This window comes from Brucella sp. NBRC 12953 (assembly GCF_040369775.1).
GTDB lineage: Bacteria > Pseudomonadota > Alphaproteobacteria > Rhizobiales > Rhizobiaceae > Brucella > Brucella pseudogrignonensis.
This window is the reverse complement of the sequence record NZ_BAABSV010000008.1, coordinates 117,923-134,886: the sequence shown is the minus strand read 5'-3', so window position 1 is coordinate 134,886 and position 16,964 is coordinate 117,923. Positions and strand designations below refer to the sequence as shown.

Here is a 16,964-nt window from a genome sequence, read left to right as displayed (position 1 = left end):
TGACTCCTCGGTAGCAGGTGCTATGTGTCCCAAAGCCTTCTGTCGCGCGAGCATCTACAGAATTTAATCGGTTTAAATTGATTAAATCGTTTAGTATAAGGAGCTCGTGCTTCAGTCCCGAGGCATCGCCGCAACCCCGTTAAAACCACTCTGGAAAGACGGCTGAGACAATGACGAATTCCGACAAGCAAAACCAGCTGGCCAACGCCATCCGCTTTCTCTCGATCGATGCGGTCGAGAAGGCTAATTCAGGCCACCCAGGCCTGCCTATGGGCGCAGCCGACATAGCAACGACTCTTTACACCCGTTTCCTGTCGCACGACCCGCAGAATCCGCATTGGCCGGATCGCGACCGTTTCGTGCTTTCTGCAGGTCACGGCTCGATGCTTCTTTATTCGCTGCTCTTCCTCTCGGGCTACGAAGACATCACCCTTGATGAAATCAAGAATTTCCGCCAGCTCGGCGCACGCACCGCAGGTCATCCTGAATACGGTCATGCCGCTGGCATCGAAACCACGACCGGTCCGCTCGGACAGGGCATTGCCAATGCTGTTGGCATGGCGCTTTCCGAACGCGTTCTGAATGCACAGTTCGGCGACAGTCTCGTTGACCACTACACCTATGCGATCGTTGGTGACGGCTGCCTCATGGAAGGCATCAGCCAGGAAGCCCTGTCGCTGGCAGGTCACCTGAAGCTCAATAAGCTGATCGTTCTTTGGGATGACAACAACATCTCCATCGACGGCCCGATCTCGCTGTCCGACAACACCGATCAGCCTGCACGTTTCGCCGCTTCCGGCTGGAACACGCTTGCTGTTGACGGTCATGATCAGGACGCGATTGCCAAGGCAATTGAACTTGCCAAGGTTTCGGACAAGCCAACCTTCATCGCCTGCAAGACCACCATTGGTTTTGGTTCGCCAAACCGCGCTGGCACCAACAAAGTCCACGGCTCGCCACTCGGTGCAGAAGAAATCGCTGCAACGCGCAAGGCACTCGGCTGGACTTCTGAACCTTTCGTCGTTCCTGCTGAAGTTCTCGACGCATGGCGCGTTGCTGGCCTCAATGCTGCGAAGAAGCGTCTGGAATGGGAAAAGCGTCTTGCTGCGGCTAACGCAGAAACCCGCGCTGAATTCGAACGTCGTATGCGTGGCGACCTGCCTGCAAACTTCGATGACGCGATCAACGAATACAAGAAGAAGCTTTCCGCAGAAAAGCCAAAGGTTGCGACCCGCAAGTCGTCCGAAATGGCTCTGGAAGTGATCAACGGCGTTGTGCCTGAAACGCTCGGCGGCTCTGCCGACCTGACCGGTTCCAACAACACCAAGACCAGCCAGACCAAGGCTGTTACGCCGGAAAACTACGGTGGTCGTTACATCCACTACGGTATCCGTGAACACGGCATGGCTGCTGCCATGAACGGCATCACGCTGCACGGCGGTCTGATCCCTTACTCGGGCACTTTCATGTGCTTCTCGGATTATTGCCGTCCGGCCATGCGTCTGTCGTCACTGATGGGCATCCGTGTTGTTTACGTCATGACCCATGATTCGATTGGTCTTGGCGAAGACGGCCCAACCCACCAGCCGGTTGAGCATCTTGCAGCTCTGCGCGCCATTCCAAACCACAATGTCTTCCGTCCGGCAGACGCTGTGGAAGTTGCAGAATGCTGGCAGATTGCACTGCATTCGAAGGGCACTCCTTCGACGCTCGCTCTGACCCGTCAGAACCTGCCAGTTGTGCGTACCGAACATCGCGAAGAAAACCTCTCCGCATTCGGCGCTTACGAACTCGCTGCAGCAAATGGCGATGCAAAGGTTTCGATCTTCGCAACCGGTTCGGAAGTGGAAATCGCGCTCAAGGCTCGTGACCTTCTCGAAGCCAAGGGCATTGCCACCCGCGTTGTTTCCGTTCCTTGCTTTGAACTCTTCGAAGAGCAGAGCGATGCTTACAAGCAGGCAACGCTCGGCGATGCACCGGTCAAGGTTGCAATCGAAGCAGCTCTTGCACTCGGCTGGGAACGCTTCATCGGCGAAAACGGCATCTTTATCGGCATGAAGGGCTTCGGTGCTTCGGGCGAGATCAACGATCTCTACAAGCATTTCGGCATTACTGCTGAACATGCTGCTGAAGCTGCGGAAAAGAAACTCAACGCCGCCGCATAATAATCAAACGCCGGCGTTAAACACGCCGGCGTTTACCTTTCCAGTCGTGGGCGTTCCCAAACGCCTTCAACTGTTTTATCAAGCCACTGCATATGCAGAACCCTTTCGGGAGATTTAGAGAAAATGGCAGTTCGCGTCGCAATTAACGGTTTTGGCCGCATCGGCCGTAATGTCCTCCGCGCTATCGTCGAGTCGGGCCGCACCGACATTCAGGTCGTTGCGATCAACGATCTGGGCCCAGTGGAAACAAACGCGCATCTTCTGCGCTATGACAGCGTTCATGGTCGTTTTCCAAAGGAAGTGAAAGTCGCTGGCGACACCATCGACGTCGGCTACGGACCGATCAAGGTTCACGCTGTTCGCAACCCGGCTGAACTGCCGTGGAAGGAAGAAGGCGTCGATATCGCTCTGGAATGCACCGGCATCTTCACCGCGCGCGACAAGGCAGCTCTTCATCTTGAAGCTGGCGCAAAGCGCGTTATCGTGTCGGCTCCTGCCGATGGCGCCGACCTTACCGTTGTCTATGGCGTCAACCACGACAAGCTGACGAAGGACCATCAGGTCATTTCCAACGCTTCTTGCACCACCAACTGCCTTGCGCCAGTGGCTCAGGTTCTCAACGATGCAATCGGCATCGAAAAGGGCTTCATGACCACGATCCACTCCTACACGGGCGACCAGCCGACGCTGGACACCATGCATAAGGATCTCTACCGCGCACGCGCAGCAGCTCTTTCCATGATCCCGACTTCGACGGGTGCTGCAAAGGCTGTTGGTCTGGTTCTGCCAGAACTCAAGGGCAAGCTCGACGGCGTTGCAATCCGCGTTCCAACCCCGAACGTATCGGTTGTTGACCTGACCTTCGTTGCCAAGCGTTCGACCACTGTTGAAGAAATCAACAATGCGATCCGCGAAGCTGCCAATGGCCGCCTCAAGGGCATCCTCGGCTACACCGATGAGCCGCTCGTTTCGCACGACTTCAATCACGATTCGCATTCGTCGATCTTCCACACCGACCAGACCAAGGTCATGGACGGCACCATGGTGCGCATCCTGTCGTGGTACGACAATGAATGGGGCTTCTCGAGCCGCATGAGCGACACTGCAGTCGCTTTCGGCAAGCTGATCTAAGCAGCTTCAATGTTTCGCTCCCTTCTCCCCACCGTTGCGCGCTGGCGTTCGCTGGAAGGAGAAGGGCTCGAACATCTCAATATCACGCCCGCCGGTAACACTTTCAACGCCACTGGCGTTATCATCGGCGAGCGTGGCGATGTTCCCTACGGTGTACGTTATAGCATCGATTGCGCAAGCGACTGGCGCGTATTCCATTTCCTCATCGAAACGACATCCGGCTTAATGCTCGAACTCAAATCCGATGGAAATGGGCACTGGACGACCATGGCCGGAGACGCATTACCTGAGTTTGATGGTTGCATGGACATTGATCTGGCAGGGACACCCTTCACCAATAGCCTGCCGATCCGCCGTCTGGGTCTGACGCCCGAAAGCGGCACGGTACAGCTCGACATGCTTTATGTACCGTTCAATAGTTTCCGCCCGCTGCGAGACAGCCAACGATATACTTGTCTTAAGGAAGGCAAGCTTTACCGTTACACTGCAGCTGATCGCACGTTCACCGCTGAATTGCCTGTCGATGAAGACGGGCTTGTCACTGATTACCCAACCCTGTTCCAGCGCCTGCCTGTCTGAAAGACGAAAACCTGCAGGCCGCCGGAAAAAGCCCCGGGAGAAATATCATGAGTTTCCGTACCCTCGATGATGCCGACGTCAAATCCAAGCGCGTTCTGGTTCGTGTTGATCTCAACGTGCCGATGGCAAACGGCGAAGTAACCGACCTCACCCGTATCGAACGTATTGTTCCAACCATTGCGGAACTGTCGAAAAAGGGTGCCAAGGTCATCCTGCTCGCCCATTTCGGTCGTCCAAAAGGCGTTGCGTCCGATGAAAACTCTCTGAAGCATGTCGTAAAGCCGCTTTCAAAAGTGCTCGGGCACGGTGTGCACTTCGCAGAAGACAGCATTGGTGACAAGGCGAAGGCGGCAGTTGATGCGCTGAAAGACGGCGACGTTCTGCTTCTCGAAAACACCCGCTTCCACAAGGGCGAAGAAAAGAACGATCCGGAATTCGTGGCAGCACTCGCAGCCAATGGCGACATCTATGTCAATGACGCCTTCTCGGCGGCGCACCGCGCGCACGCTTCGACCGAAGGTCTGGCGCATGTGCTGCCAGCCTATGCAGGCCGCGCCATGCAGGCGGAACTTGAAGCACTTGAAAAGGGCCTCGGACAGCCAGCCCGTCCCGTTGTAGCAATCGTTGGCGGCGCCAAGGTTTCGACCAAGCTCGACCTCCTGTCGAACCTGATTGAAAAGGTCGATGCACTGGTGATCGGCGGCGGCATGGCCAACACTTTCCTCGCAGCCCAGGGCCACGATGTCGGCAAGTCGCTTTGCGAGCATGATCTTGCCCATACCGCACGCGAAATAATGGCCAAGGCTGAAAAGACCAAATGCGCCATCATCCTGCCGGTTGATGCGGTCGTGGGCTGGCACTTTGCTGCCGATACACCAAACCAGACCTATGGTGTGGAATCGGTGCCAAGCGACGGCATGATTCTCGACGCAGGCGCGCTTTCGACTGACCTGATTGCATCGGCCATCGATGATGCCGCAACACTCGTCTGGAACGGCCCGCTCGGCGCATTTGAGCTGCGTCCGTTCGATACAGCAACCGTCAAGACCGCCAAGCATGTTGCCGCCCGCACCAAGGCTGGCAAGCTGGTATCGGTCGGTGGCGGCGGCGACACCGTTGCAGCGCTTAACCATGCAGGTGTTGCAGACGACTTCACCTATATCTCGACCGCTGGCGGCGCTTTCCTTGAATGGATGGAAGGCAAACCACTTCCCGGCGTTGATGTGCTGAAGAAGTAAGAAAACAAAAAAGCCCGGGGTTTCCTCCGGGCTTTTGCTTTATGATTTCGGTGTCAGCTTTAGAAGACGCCCGGGATTGTCATCCTCGATCACCCAGATCGCACCATCTGGCCCGACGGCTACGTCACGGATACGATTTTCCATCGCAAAACGGTCGGCTTCATTCGGCTGACCATCGCTGTTGATCGTCACACGGATCAGCGCCATCGACGAAAGGCCGGCGATCAGCGCAGAACCATTCCAGTCGGCAAACATCTTGCCCTTGTAGAATGCCAGGCCGCCCGGCGAGATCACCGGCGTCCAGAACAGCATAGGTGCTTCAAACTCAGGTCGCGTGCTGTGGCGCGGGATCGGACGGCCACTATAATTGTCGCCATTGGAAACAACCGGCCAGCCGTAATTGAGACCCGGCTTGATGAGATTGAACTCATCACCGCCGCGCGGTCCCATTTCATGCTCCCACAGCTTGCCGTCCGGCGCGAATGCCAGACCATAGGGATTGCGATGCCCCGTCGTCCAGGTCAGCGCTTTGATGCCACCTTCCTCAGCCTTGGGATTGTCCTTTGGGGTCGAACCATCGAGGTTCATACGCAGGATCTTGCCCATCGGCGCATTGTCATCCTGTGCAGTTGCGGGCGACATGCGATCGCCAACCGACAGGAACAAATGCTTTTTATCAGGCGCAAACGCGATCTTGCCACCGGGCTGCCCGCCCTTGGCAGGTGTCGCCTGCTGCCAGATTGCCTTGAGATCCTTAAGCTCGGCCTTGCCCTTGCCTTCAGACAGCGTTGCACGCGCCAATATGAGCGCGCCGCCACCATTTTCCGGCATGACATAGGTGAAATAGATCGCCTCGCTCTTGGCAAAATCAGGCGCAGGAACAACATCCAGTAGACCGTTCTGGCCGCTGAACAAAACCTCCGGCACGCCTGAAACTTCCGTCTTCTCACCCTTTTCTGTTACGACAAAAATCTTGCCGCCCTTCTCGGTGAGGATCAGTTTGCCGCCCGGCAGAAATGCAATCGCCCATGGTGTGTCAAATTCCGCCACTGCTGCCACATTGAAAGGCAATTCAGTGGTGGCTTCCCTGCTTCCTGCATTGATGCTCTCCGCAAAGGCGGTCTGAGCCGGAAGGGCGATCATCGATGCAGCCAGAATGAACGGCAGGCTTAGTAGGGCACTTCGCATCTCTCCTCCTTATAATTGATATCCTTTAGATGGGATTCTCAGGCGTCATGTCAAAACCAAATGAGGTTGAAATCGCATATTCGTCTGTCGAATCTGGAATATTCATTCTGCACGCCAATTAGAGCAGAGTTCTGACAGCCGGTAAGAAAACTTGTCCCGGCTAAATCGTTTGAAAAAATTTCAATCGTTTCAACCACTTGTGCTGCCATTTTGTTGGCCTAACTCTTCTGCTATCGAAAATGAATATGTGTCTTGAGAGCGGCTGAGGCTCTTTGCCCAGCTTCCCAATATTGCCCCCTTGCGGGGCCTTAAGGAGCTAACACATGACCGAACGTCTTGAAGATATTGCAATTGCACTCGTCGCAAGCGGCAAAGGAATTCTGGCTGCGGACGAAAGCTCCGGCACCATTGCAAAGCGTTTTGAAAGCATCGGCCTCGCCTCGACCGAGGATTCACGCCGCGATTATCGCGAAATGCTGTTCCGCTCTGACGAAGCGATGAAGAACTACATTTCCGGCGTCATTCTTTACGATGAAACCATCCGCCAGAAAGCCAAGGACGGCACACCGCTTGTCGATCTTATTCGCAAGGCAGGTGCGGTGCCGGGCATCAAGGTGGATGCCGGTGCCAAGCCGCTTGCAGGTTTTGAGGGTGAAACAATCACCGAAGGTCTCGACGGTCTGCGTGAGCGCCTCAACGAGTATTATGGTTTCGGTGCCCGCTTTGCGAAATGGCGCGCCGTAATCTCGATTTCTGATGGGCTTCCAACATGGGGAGCGGTCAAGCAAAACGCGCAGGCCCTCGCCCGCTACGCAGCACTCTGCCAGGAAGCAGGCATTGTGCCGATCGTTGAGCCGGAAGTGCTGATGGATGGCAAGCCGGGCGATCATTCCATCGACCGTTGCTACGAAGTCACCGAATGGGTGCTCAAGACCGTCTTCGCCGAACTTTACGACGCACGCGTCAGGCTTGAAGGCATGATCCTGAAACCGAACATGGTTATCGACGGTAAGAAGGCGCGCAAAGCCTCTGTCGAAGAAGTGGCCGAAAAGACTGTTCACTGCTTCCGCAACACGGTCCCTGCCGCGGTGCCGGGCATTGCCTTCCTTTCCGGAGGTCAGACCGGCGAAGAAGCAACCGCACATTTGTCGGCAATGAATGCCAGCTTCGATATGCCGTGGAAGATGACCTTTTCCTATGGCCGCGCGCTGCAGGCAGCTTCTCTGGAAGCCTGGGGCGGCAAGGATGAGAATGTTGCCGCTGGCCAGCGTGCCTTTGCGCATCGCGCCAAGATGAACGGCCTTGCTGCAACTGGCGGCTGGAAGAAAGACCTCGAACAAGCAGCCTGAACGATACTGAATGATAAAAGGCCCGGTTTAGCGCATGAACCGACCGGGCTTTTTAGTTCTCAGTAAAATGAAACCCGACCGCCATCGCCATGGCAAAGATCGCAAACGCCGCGATCTTCCAAAAATCGCCACGCTTCTTCAAACCCGGCCAGCCAAGTGGCTTGATGATGTGCAAGCCCATCAGGGCCATAAGCAGCACAGGCAGGACTTTGAACACAAAACACCTCTCACGCACCCTTTTGGCCCAGCAATCAGCATCCTGCAAGCCTCATCAATTTATGCTGTGGTTGTGATACACTTATTCATCTTAAGTTTCATGGACGAAGCTTTGATCTTGGGCGTAGACTTAACCCCGGAGGAGATGAAAAGCGCGTGGAGGAGACCAGGCTAATCAGCCCTGTCTTGCGCTTTCATCCAGCGTGTTCGAGCATTTCCAGCAAAAGTGGGGACCGGTTTTGCGTCTGGAAATGCTTAAAAACAAATAGATAGAGCGGTTTCAGTGACTCAGCATTGGCTAAAACCGCTCTATCACGATGCTCTAACGGATCATCTGATCCGATTAAGCGCGTGCTTCTGGGAGGAACAGCATGACATCAAAATATGCCGAAACCTATGCCGCATGGCAGCAAGACCCCGAAGGCTTCTGGGCTGAAGCAGCCGGGGCCATTGACTGGTTCAAGCCATGGGATCAGGTTCTCGCAAGCGATGAAGGGGTTTATGGTCGCTGGTTTAAAGGTGCTGAATGCAACACCTGTCACAATGCACTCGACCGCCATGTTGCCAAAGGGCGCGGCGATCAGGTTGCGCTCATTTACGAAAGCCCGGTCACAGGCTCTGTACGCAAATTCACCTATCGCGAATTGCTTGAAGAGGTGGAAGCCCTCTCGGCAGTCATGCTCGACAATGGTGTAAGCAAAGGCGACCGCGTTCTTATCTATATGCCCATGGTGCCGGAAGCTGCTGTCGCCATGCTTGCCTCAGCCCGTATTGGCGCGGTGCATTCGGTGGTCTTCGGTGGCTTTGCCGCCAATGAACTTGCAACGCGTATAGATGATGCAAAGCCGGTGATGATCATTGCCGGTTCATGCGGCATCGAACCAACCCGCGTTGTGCCCTATCAGGCCATGCTCGACAAGGCGATTGCCACCGCCCGCCACACGGTCAGGCACTGCATTATCCTGCAACGCGAGCAGCATCCGCATAAGCCGGTTGAAGGCCGCGATATCGACTATCGTACCGCTGTGGATGCCGCGCGCGGCCGTCATGTTCCTTGCACGCCCGTCGCAGCCATCGACCCGCTTTATGTGCTTTACACATCGGGTACTACCGGTGAACCCAAAGGTGTCGTGCGCGACAATGGCGGGCATATGGTGGCCCTTGCATGGTCGCTGAAGCATGTGTTCGGCATTGAACCGGGACAGGTGTTTTGGGCGGCATCCGATGTCGGCTGGGTAGTCGGCCATTCCTATATTGTCTATGCACCGCTCATTGCCGGTGCCACCAGCATCCTCTTTGAAGGCAAACCCGTCGGTACGCCCGATGCAGGCAGCTATTGGCGCATCATCGCCGAGCATGGTGTGGAGGTGATGTTCACAGCCCCCACTGCCCTGCGTGCCATCAAGAAAGAAGATGCCGACGGTAATTTCGTGCGCCGATACGATCTTTCAAAATTCCGCGCGCTTTATCTGGCGGGCGAACGTGCCGATCCCGACACGATCCACTGGGCAGAAAATCTGCTCGGTTGTCCGGTGATCGATCATTGGTGGCAAACCGAAAGCGGCTGGCCGATGGTCGCCAATCCGCTTGGCCTTGGACTGCTTGAAACCAAATACGGCTCGCCTGCCGTCTGTCTGCCCGGCTATGACATCCGCGTGCTCGACGATGCGGGCCATGAAGTCGAACGTGGACAACTTGGAAATATCCTCATCAAGCTGCCATTGCCGCCCGGTTGTCTGCCAACTCTGTGGAACGCCGATGAGCGATTTCGCAATGCCTATCTCAACGAATTTCCCGGCTATTATAAAACCGCCGATGCGGGCTACATGGATGAAGACGGCTATCTCTACATCATGAGCCGAACCGACGACATCATCAATGTCGCAGGACATCGTCTGTCGACAGGTGCCATGGAGGAAGTGCTTTCCAGCCATCCGGACGTTGCAGAATGTGCGGTGCTTGGCATCTCCGATTCCGTCAAAGGACAGGTGCCTTGCGGCTTCCTTGTGCTGAAATCCAACATCGACCGTGATGAGCACGAGGTTGAAAAGGAATGCGTGAGCATGATTCGCGACGCCATCGGACCGATTGCCGCCTTCCGCCTCGCCCTGACCGTCAAACGTCTGCCAAAAACCCGTTCCGGAAAGATACTGCGCTCAACAATCCAGAAAATCGCTGATGGTGAGGACTGGAAAATGCCCGCCACCATCGATGATCCGGTGATTCTCGATGAAATCAGCACAGTTTTGCGCGAGCGTCATATCGGCCTGGCCTTTGCCTGACCTTTTATTATCGCGCATCTAGAACGCTTGACCGGCGAAAGTCGCCGGTCCACTCTCCGTCAAAAATCGGAGAATGATCAATGCAGTTAGAAGGCAAGGTGGCAATCGTCACGGGTGCTGCCCGCGGTATTGGCTATGCCATTGCCAAGCGCTTCCTGATGGATGGCGCAAGTGTCGTTTTGTCGGATGTCGATGGCGCAGGTGCCACAAAAGCAGTCAGGGATCTGGAGCAATATGGCCGGGTTCTCGCCATTGCCTGCGATGTGGGCGACAAACTCGATATTCATAATCTGCTGACCTATGCCACGACCAATCTTGGTGAGATCGACATCCTCGTCAACAATGCAGGCATCGTGCATCAGGCAGAGTTTCTCGACCTGAAAGAAGATGACTTCGACCGCGTGATGCGCGTCAACCTCAAGGGCGCTTTTCTCTGCGGTCAAGCTGTCGCAAAACGCATGGTTGCGCGCGTGGAAGCGGGTGGCGAGGCTGGCAGCATCATCAATATGTCGTCGATCAACGCGATATTCGGTCTGCCCAATCAGCTTGCCTATTCCGTGTCAAAGGGCGGCATGAACCAACTGACACGCACGATGGCGGTAGCACTCGCCAAATGGGGCATTCGCGTCAATGCAATCGGCCCTGGCTCAATCGACACTGACATGCTGTCTGCCGTGAACAACGATGCCGAGGCACGCAAAAAGATACTCGCGCGCACGCCATTGGGTAGAATCGGACAAGCATCTGAAATTGCAGCAATAGCCTCATTTCTCGCATCGCGTGATTCAAGCTATGTGACAGGCCAGACGATCTATGCCGATGGTGGACGCTTACCACTGAGCTATACCGCAGAACCGCCTTTCAAGGCCTGATGAAATAGTTGCCGTTTGCGTATATCAGGAAGATAATAATTAACATTGCTCCTGACAGACAGCTGTCAGGAGGCCTGTGTCATAGTGCATTCTTACAGATGAGGGATTCACCATGGCACTCGCAATCGCACCACTGCTCGCAATTCTGAAAGAATATAAGCGCAGACAGGACGAACGTCGGCGCTTCGTGCGCACGCAACGCGCATTCGACAACCTCCCAAGTGACCTGCGCAAGGATATGGGCTGGCCGGACCGTTATCTCGAACAGCGCCGTAACGCTGCCGATGAGAGGAAATAACACCATGGCGGAAACCAAAATGGTCGGCTTCGTCTTCGTAGAGGGCTTTGCTGATTGGGAATTTGGGTTTTTATCGGCATCGGCACGCGAATGGTTCGGCGTAAACACCGTCTCACTTGCTCCTGCAGGTGCGGAAGTCCGTTCGCTCAGCGGCTTTCGGCTGACGCCGGATCGCAGCACGGACCCCGAAGAAAACACTGACCTTGATGCTATTGCCGTCATCGGCTCCGATCTATGGGCGACGCCGCAGGCTCCCGATCTGACTGCGCTCTTGCGCGCCATCGCACAAAAATGCGGTGTGGTTGGTGGCATTTGCGGCGCAACACTTGCACTGGCTCGCGCAGGCCTCTTCAATGGGGTCAATCACACCAGCAACGGCCGCGAATGGATCGCAGAACGCGCACCGCAATATGCGGGTGCCAGCCGCTATCAGGACGTGCCCGATGCTGTCGCGGATAAGCGCATCGTTTCGGCGCCGGGTACAGCGCCCGGCACCTTCGCTGCCGCTTTTTTGGAAACGCTGTTTCCAACCGAGCGGGAGCGTATTGGCGAAATGCGTGCGCTTTTCGCACGCGAATATACTTGAGATCACCATGCGTCGAGCAGACCGCCTTTTTCAAATCGTTCAGCATCTTCGCGGCGGCAGGCTTGTCACCGCACGGCAACTTGCCGAGCGGCTGGAAGTTTCAGAACGCACGATCTATCGCGACATTGCAGATCTGCAATCGACAGGCGTTCCTATCGATGGTGAAGCCGGCGTCGGCTATATTCTGCGGCAGGGGTTTGAACTACCGCCACTGATGTTTACGCGTGATGAAATCGTGGCACTTGTTGCAGGCGCCCGCTTGATCCGTGCATGGGGCGGCGTTTCGATGGCGCGCGGTGCAGAAGAAGCCCTGGTCAAGATCGAAGCCGTTCTGCCCAAAGAAGAACGCGCGCGCATCACCGGCACGCAAATCCATGCACCGTCTGCATCAATCAGCGTAAGCGAACGCCGTATCATCGATGCCGTCGAGCGCGCAGTTGATGAAGGCACGGTTCTCAACATCCGTTATCGCGATCTGGAAGCCCGTGAGAGCGAGCGGGATATCCGTCCGCTTGGTCTGTGGTTCTGGGGCAAGGTCTGGACTGTGATCGGCTGGTGTGAATTGCGCAATGCTTTCCGCACGTTTCGTACCGACCGCATCATCGCTGCTGACAAATCAGGCCGCACGTTCCGCTCAGAGCGCGGCAAAACACTGGCGGATTTTTACCGGTTGATGGAGATGAGCGAGTACAACGCATTCAAGGACTAGAGCGCCGCGCGCCCTTTTGGGCGCACAAAGGTCGCTCTAACACTTTATGTTTACAGCATAATTTTACCTTAAACTGATTCAAGTTTAAGGAATTATGCTGTAGAGCGCCGGGCGTCGTGCCAGACGCTCAAACGTCACGCTTACCTTCCCAAGCAACAAAAAACCCGCCAGAACGGCGGGTTTTTTGTTCAGTCGAAGAAATCTTATTCTTCGTCTTCGTCGGTGTTCGAGCCCTTCAGCGAGGAGAGCTTTGCGAAAACCTTGTCCGCATCCAGCTCTTCTTCTTCAGGCTTCTCATCACGGTAATCGAAGTTTTCAGTCGCCGATGCTGGCAGCAATGTGCTGTCAGATTCAACAACTGGACGGTTGCGCGCTGCGCGCTCGACTTCGAGATCCAGATCAATCTGCGAGCAAAGGCCGAGCGTGACAGGGTCCATTGCCGTCAGGCTTGCCGAGTTCCAGTGAGTGCGATTGCGAATCTGCTCAATGGTCGACTTGGTCGTACCGATCAGACGCGAAACCTGCGCATCCTTGAGTTCAGGATGATTGCGAACCAGCCAGAGAATCGCATTCGGACGATCCTGACGCTTGGACAGCGGCGTATACCGCGGGCCCTTGCGCTTGGCTTCTGGAACGCGAACCTTTGGCTCGGAAAGCTTCAGGCGATGATACTGGTCCTTTTCGCCCTTCGCGATTTCTTCGCGCGAAAGCTGACCGGTGATAACCGGGTCAAGTCCCTTGATACCCTGCGAGGCCTCACCGTCCGCAATAGCCTTTACTTCGAGCGGATGCAGCTTGCAGAGAGCCGCGATCTGGTCAAAGGACAGAGCCGTATTATCAACGAGCCAGACTGCCGTTGCCTTCGGCATAAGAAGCTGGGTGGCCATTAGATATAATCCTCTTGTTCGTCCGCTCCGGTAGGGCGGGCCGTGGGAAAAACCACAAATTCCGGGAAATCACGGTCTATATATATTTTTTTTGTGCGCAGAGCAAGAAACTGCTGCCATGACATCCCAGGTTCTCTCGCAAATCTATTAGGTCAAGCGACATCAAGCACGATTTTGCCAATGTGCTGGCTGCCTTCCATACGATCATGCGCCCGCCACGCATCTTTAAGCGGGAAGATCATATCCATCACAGGGGCAACCTGACGCTGTGCCAGAAGCGGCCAGACTTTCGCTTCCAATTCGCGCGCGATGCCTGCCTTGAACTCAACCGAACGTGATCGCAATGTCGAGCCGGTATGGGTCAGGCGCTTGGTCATCAGGATTGCGAAGTTAGCCGTCGCCTTTGCCCCGTTCAGGAAGGCGATCTGCACGATGCGACCATCTTCGGCTGCCGCCTTGTAATTACGGTCAACGTAATCGCCACCAACCATATCGAGGATCACATCCGCTCCCTTGCCGCCGGTCATCTCTTTGACGACTGCGACAAAATCTTCGTCGCGATAATTAATCGCGCGATCAGCGCCAAGCTTTAAACAGGCATCGCACTTCGCTTGGGAGCCAGCCGTTACAATAACGCTTGCTCCAAAGGCTTTGCCAAGCTGAATAGCCGTCGTGCCAATCCCTGACGAGCCGCCATGGATCAGCAGGGTTTCACCTTCTTTAAGGCCACCGCGTTCAAATACATTATGCCAGACCGTGAAGAAGGTCTCGGGGATGGCTGCGGCCTCAATATATCCATAGCCCGACGGCAGAGGCAGCGCAGTAGTTTCATTCACAGTTGCATATTCTGCATAGCCGCCACCGGCAAGCAGCGCCACGACCTGATCGCCGATGCGATAGCGTTTCACACCCTCGCCGATCGCAACGATGTCACCGGCAATTTCAAGCCCCGGTATGTCCGACGCGCCGGGTGGCGGCGCATAACTGCCCTGACGCTGCAACACATCTGGCCGGTTCACACCTGCCGCCCGAACCCGCACCAGCACCTCGCCTGCCTTCGGCTCGGGCACCGAGCGCTGTACGGAACGCAATACATTGGCGTCGCCCGGCTCGGAAATTTCGATTGCGGTCATCTGGGAAGGCAATTCAGCCATCATGATCAAAGCTCCTGTTCAAATCTCTCGTCGCAGAAATACCGCACACACAACTGCACAAATACATCCTGCTCATTTTCAGAGAATTCATCATCGATTTCTGGAAATATATATGCGAAGATTCAAGGTGTTATAGCATTTCCAGCAAAAGTGCGAAGCGGTTTTGCGTCGGATAATGCGTAAAAACAAACAGTTACAGCGGTTCCAACGATTCTTTCTTAACTGAAACCGCTGTAAATCTTTTCTGTCTTTATAAGCACGCCATAGACTCCGGAGGAAGGCCATGAGCGGTTTTGATGAAGAGGTCAAAAAGCCACGTGAAAGCGTCGTTCTCAGCGAGGATGAGCTGTCTCTGCTGTCGGTGATCGAAATCGACCAGCGTATCGCTTTGCTACAATCCGAAATCGAACGTCTGAAAGCAGAAAGGCTCCGAAAGGGCGACAGCCGCGCGGCTGCAGAAGCTCTTTTCCGCTGAGGCGGCACGTTTTCGCCTCAGTATCAGCGATAAATCAAAGCCACTTCAATACGGCTTCATGAAATTCCGGGAACGTAATATTGCGTATTTACATTCAGGTTCTGGCGCTGCTTTGCGGCACAGCCTTTCTCTTGATGGCCTCTGGCCTGCATGGCCTGCTGCTGCCCCTGCGCGGCGGACTTGAAGGCTTCTCCGTTGCTTCACTTGGTATGCTGGGCACGACATGGGCGGGCGGTTTTGTCGCTGGCTGCATTTTCGCCCCGCGCCTGGTGCGACGTGTCGGCCATGTCCGCGCTTTTGGCTGTTTTGCAGCTTCCGCCGCCATCATCGCTCTTTTGTCAGGCATCTATATCGATGCAATCTCATGGATCATTCTGCGAACCTTCACCGGCTTCTCGATGGCAGGCGCTTTCATGGTGATCGAAAGCTGGCTGAACGAGCGCGCCACCAATGAGTCCCGCGGCAAGATTTTCGGCCTCTATATGATGGTCAACTATGGTGCCACCATGAGCGGCCAGATGATGGTGGCAAATGGCGATATCAGGAGTGATCATCTGTTCATGATCACCGGCATTCTTTTCTGCCTGGCACTGATCCCCACCGCCATGTCGACAGCGGTAAGCCCAAAACCGCTGACCGAAGTACAGCTTGATCTCAAGGCGCTCTACCGCAATTCACCTGCCGCCTTCGTCGGCTGCATCCTGATCGGCATAGCGAATGGTGCCTGGGGTACACTTGGCGCTGTTTTCGGCGCAAAATCGGGCATTTCAACCACCGAAATCGCGCTTATGGTCAGCGTAACCATCGCAGCTGGTGCCTTGATGCAAATCCCGGTCGGGCGAATTTCCGACCTGATAGACCGGCGTTATGTTCTGGCCGGTGTAGCTTCTCTCGCAGCCTTTGTCGGTCTTATGGCCTTCATTATCGGCCCGTCCAATGGCAAGGTCATCATCATTATGACCGGCTGCTATGGCGCACTGGCCTATGCGCTTTACCCGGTTGCCGTCGCCCACGCAAACGACCATGCCTCGGCGGAAAGCTTTGTGAAAGTATCGAGCGGCTTGCTGCTGCTTTATGGCTTCGGCACGATGCTGGGGCCGCTGCTTGCAGCCGCTGCCATGGATATCTTCTGGCCATCGGGGCTGTTTGCCATCACAGCGCTCTCGCATATTTCCATCACAGCCTATGCGCTGTTCCGCTCACGCAAGAGGGCATCCGTGCCAAAGGCTGAAAAGGAACAGTTCAAGAGTATGCCGTCTGTGAAAAGTGCAACTCCTGAAGCCATGAACCTTGATCCAAGGGCTGAAGCGGAGGGCTGAGCACCCGCTTCAGATAGACAACAAAAAAGCAGCGAATATTCGCTGCTTTCTTCGGTGTCTTTTAAAGCATTTTCGGCAAAATTGCGAAGCGGTTTTGCGTGGGATAATGCGATAAAAACAGGAAATGCTCTATGGTGAGCACCTTTGCAAAATCATTTGATTTTAAAAGCTGATGTGCGGCGGCTGTTGCACAGCCGCCAATATCAGTAACAGTACCATCCTGTTGATCATCACCAACGGCGATTGAAATACCGTTTAAAACTCCTGTGTTTAATGTCGTGTCACCTGAGTTTTAAGTTTCTCGATCTGCTCCTTGAGAACGAGTTTCTTGCGCTTGAGAGAAGTAACATGCAGGTCATCAATTGCCGGTGACGCTAAAGCCTCGGAGATTTCCTCTTCCAAAGCGCCGTGCTTCTGTTCAAGCGTGGCAAGATGGGACTCGATAGCCATCATCAATTCTCCTTTGAATGATTACCCAAAGGACAGAGCCATGTAGCAGTTTTGCCAACAGAATGG

The 16,964-nt window shown here is 55.1% G+C and carries 17 protein-coding genes; 12 read left to right on the top strand and 5 right to left on the bottom strand.

Going from position 1 to position 16,964, the window contains the following annotated elements:
* The first annotated feature begins 170 nt into the window (after positions 1-170).
* From tkt to ABWV94_RS18610, 4 genes are all read left to right on the top strand, one after another.
* Complete coding sequence (gene tkt, locus ABWV94_RS18625; protein WP_312472186.1) at positions 171-2,165, top strand: transketolase; 1,995 nt, start codon at positions 171-173, stop codon at positions 2,163-2,165.
* 123 nt (positions 2,166-2,288) lie between these two features.
* Positions 2,289-3,296, top strand: coding sequence for a type I glyceraldehyde-3-phosphate dehydrogenase (gene gap, locus ABWV94_RS18620; RefSeq protein WP_007876646.1), 1,008 nt, complete (start codon positions 2,289-2,291; stop codon positions 3,294-3,296).
* A gap of 9 nt (positions 3,297-3,305) precedes the next feature.
* Complete coding sequence (locus tag ABWV94_RS18615) at positions 3,306-3,875, top strand: putative glycolipid-binding domain-containing protein (RefSeq protein ID WP_007876647.1); 570 nt, start codon at positions 3,306-3,308, stop codon at positions 3,873-3,875.
* A 47-nt stretch (positions 3,876-3,922) separates the two neighbouring features.
* Positions 3,923-5,113 (top strand): phosphoglycerate kinase, encoded by a 1,191-nt coding sequence (locus ABWV94_RS18610; protein ID WP_007876648.1) that lies wholly within the window; start codon positions 3,923-3,925, stop codon positions 5,111-5,113.
* Positions 5,114-5,152: 39 nt separating this feature from the next.
* Here ABWV94_RS18610 and ABWV94_RS18605 read toward each other — a convergent pair whose 3' ends face one another.
* A complete protein-coding gene (locus tag ABWV94_RS18605) occupies positions 5,153-6,301 on the bottom strand; it encodes a PQQ-dependent sugar dehydrogenase (protein ID WP_113497827.1) in 1,149 nt (382 codons plus the stop codon).
* A gap of 323 nt (positions 6,302-6,624) precedes the next feature.
* On the opposite strand from ABWV94_RS18605, the gene ABWV94_RS18600 reads away from it, so the two are divergent.
* Entirely contained in the window at positions 6,625-7,650 is a 1,026-nt protein-coding gene (locus ABWV94_RS18600; protein WP_113497828.1) for a class I fructose-bisphosphate aldolase, read from the top strand.
* 52 nt (positions 7,651-7,702) lie between these two features.
* Here the strand turns inward: ABWV94_RS18600 and ABWV94_RS18595 are convergent, their stop codons facing one another.
* Entirely contained in the window at positions 7,703-7,867 is a 165-nt protein-coding gene (locus ABWV94_RS18595; protein WP_007876654.1) for a hypothetical protein, read from the bottom strand.
* A 370-nt stretch (positions 7,868-8,237) separates the two neighbouring features.
* On the opposite strand from ABWV94_RS18595, the gene ABWV94_RS18590 reads away from it, so the two are divergent.
* The 5 genes from ABWV94_RS18590 (at position 8,238) to ABWV94_RS18570 (ending at position 12,613) form a co-directional block, all read left to right on the top strand.
* Entirely contained in the window at positions 8,238-10,148 is a 1,911-nt protein-coding gene (locus ABWV94_RS18590; RefSeq protein ID WP_353414898.1) for a propionyl-CoA synthetase, read from the top strand.
* Between the two features lie 80 nt (positions 10,149-10,228).
* Positions 10,229-11,020 (top strand): SDR family NAD(P)-dependent oxidoreductase, encoded by a 792-nt coding sequence (locus ABWV94_RS18585; RefSeq protein WP_112804473.1) that lies wholly within the window; start codon positions 10,229-10,231, stop codon positions 11,018-11,020.
* Between the two features lie 112 nt (positions 11,021-11,132).
* Positions 11,133-11,318 (top strand): hypothetical protein, encoded by a 186-nt coding sequence (locus ABWV94_RS18580; RefSeq protein WP_007876675.1) that lies wholly within the window; start codon positions 11,133-11,135, stop codon positions 11,316-11,318.
* Between the two features lie 4 nt (positions 11,319-11,322).
* On the top strand, positions 11,323-11,904 hold the full coding sequence (locus ABWV94_RS18575; RefSeq protein WP_113497831.1) for a DJ-1/PfpI family protein: 582 nt from the start codon (positions 11,323-11,325) through the stop codon (positions 11,902-11,904).
* 7 nt (positions 11,905-11,911) lie between these two features.
* Positions 11,912-12,613, top strand: a complete 702-nt coding sequence (locus ABWV94_RS18570; protein ID WP_007876678.1) for a helix-turn-helix transcriptional regulator — start codon at positions 11,912-11,914, stop codon at positions 12,611-12,613.
* A gap of 203 nt (positions 12,614-12,816) precedes the next feature.
* On the opposite strand, the gene ABWV94_RS18565 is transcribed toward ABWV94_RS18570, so the two are convergent.
* Positions 12,817-13,500 (bottom strand): DUF1013 domain-containing protein, encoded by a 684-nt coding sequence (locus ABWV94_RS18565; RefSeq protein ID WP_007876680.1) that lies wholly within the window; start codon positions 13,498-13,500, stop codon positions 12,817-12,819.
* A gap of 152 nt (positions 13,501-13,652) precedes the next feature.
* Positions 13,653-14,657: an NAD(P)H-quinone oxidoreductase gene (locus ABWV94_RS18560; protein WP_113497832.1), complete on the bottom strand. Its 1,005-nt coding sequence runs from the start codon at positions 14,655-14,657 to the stop codon at positions 13,653-13,655.
* A 280-nt stretch (positions 14,658-14,937) separates the two neighbouring features.
* Here ABWV94_RS18560 and ABWV94_RS18555 point away from each other — a divergent pair, with 280 nt between their 5' ends.
* Positions 14,938-15,129 carry a DUF1192 domain-containing protein gene (locus ABWV94_RS18555; RefSeq protein WP_007876684.1) on the top strand — a complete coding sequence of 64 codons (192 nt, stop codon included), beginning with the start codon at positions 14,938-14,940 and terminating at the stop codon, positions 15,127-15,129.
* Between the two features lie 80 nt (positions 15,130-15,209).
* Complete coding sequence (locus ABWV94_RS18550; RefSeq protein ID WP_007876686.1) at positions 15,210-16,448, top strand: MFS transporter; 1,239 nt, start codon at positions 15,210-15,212, stop codon at positions 16,446-16,448.
* A gap of 270 nt (positions 16,449-16,718) precedes the next feature.
* On the opposite strand, the gene ABWV94_RS18545 is transcribed toward ABWV94_RS18550, so the two are convergent.
* Positions 16,719-16,901, bottom strand: a complete 183-nt coding sequence (locus tag ABWV94_RS18545; RefSeq protein WP_171380027.1) for a YdcH family protein — start codon at positions 16,899-16,901, stop codon at positions 16,719-16,721.
* Between the last annotated feature and the right edge of the window lie 63 nt (positions 16,902-16,964).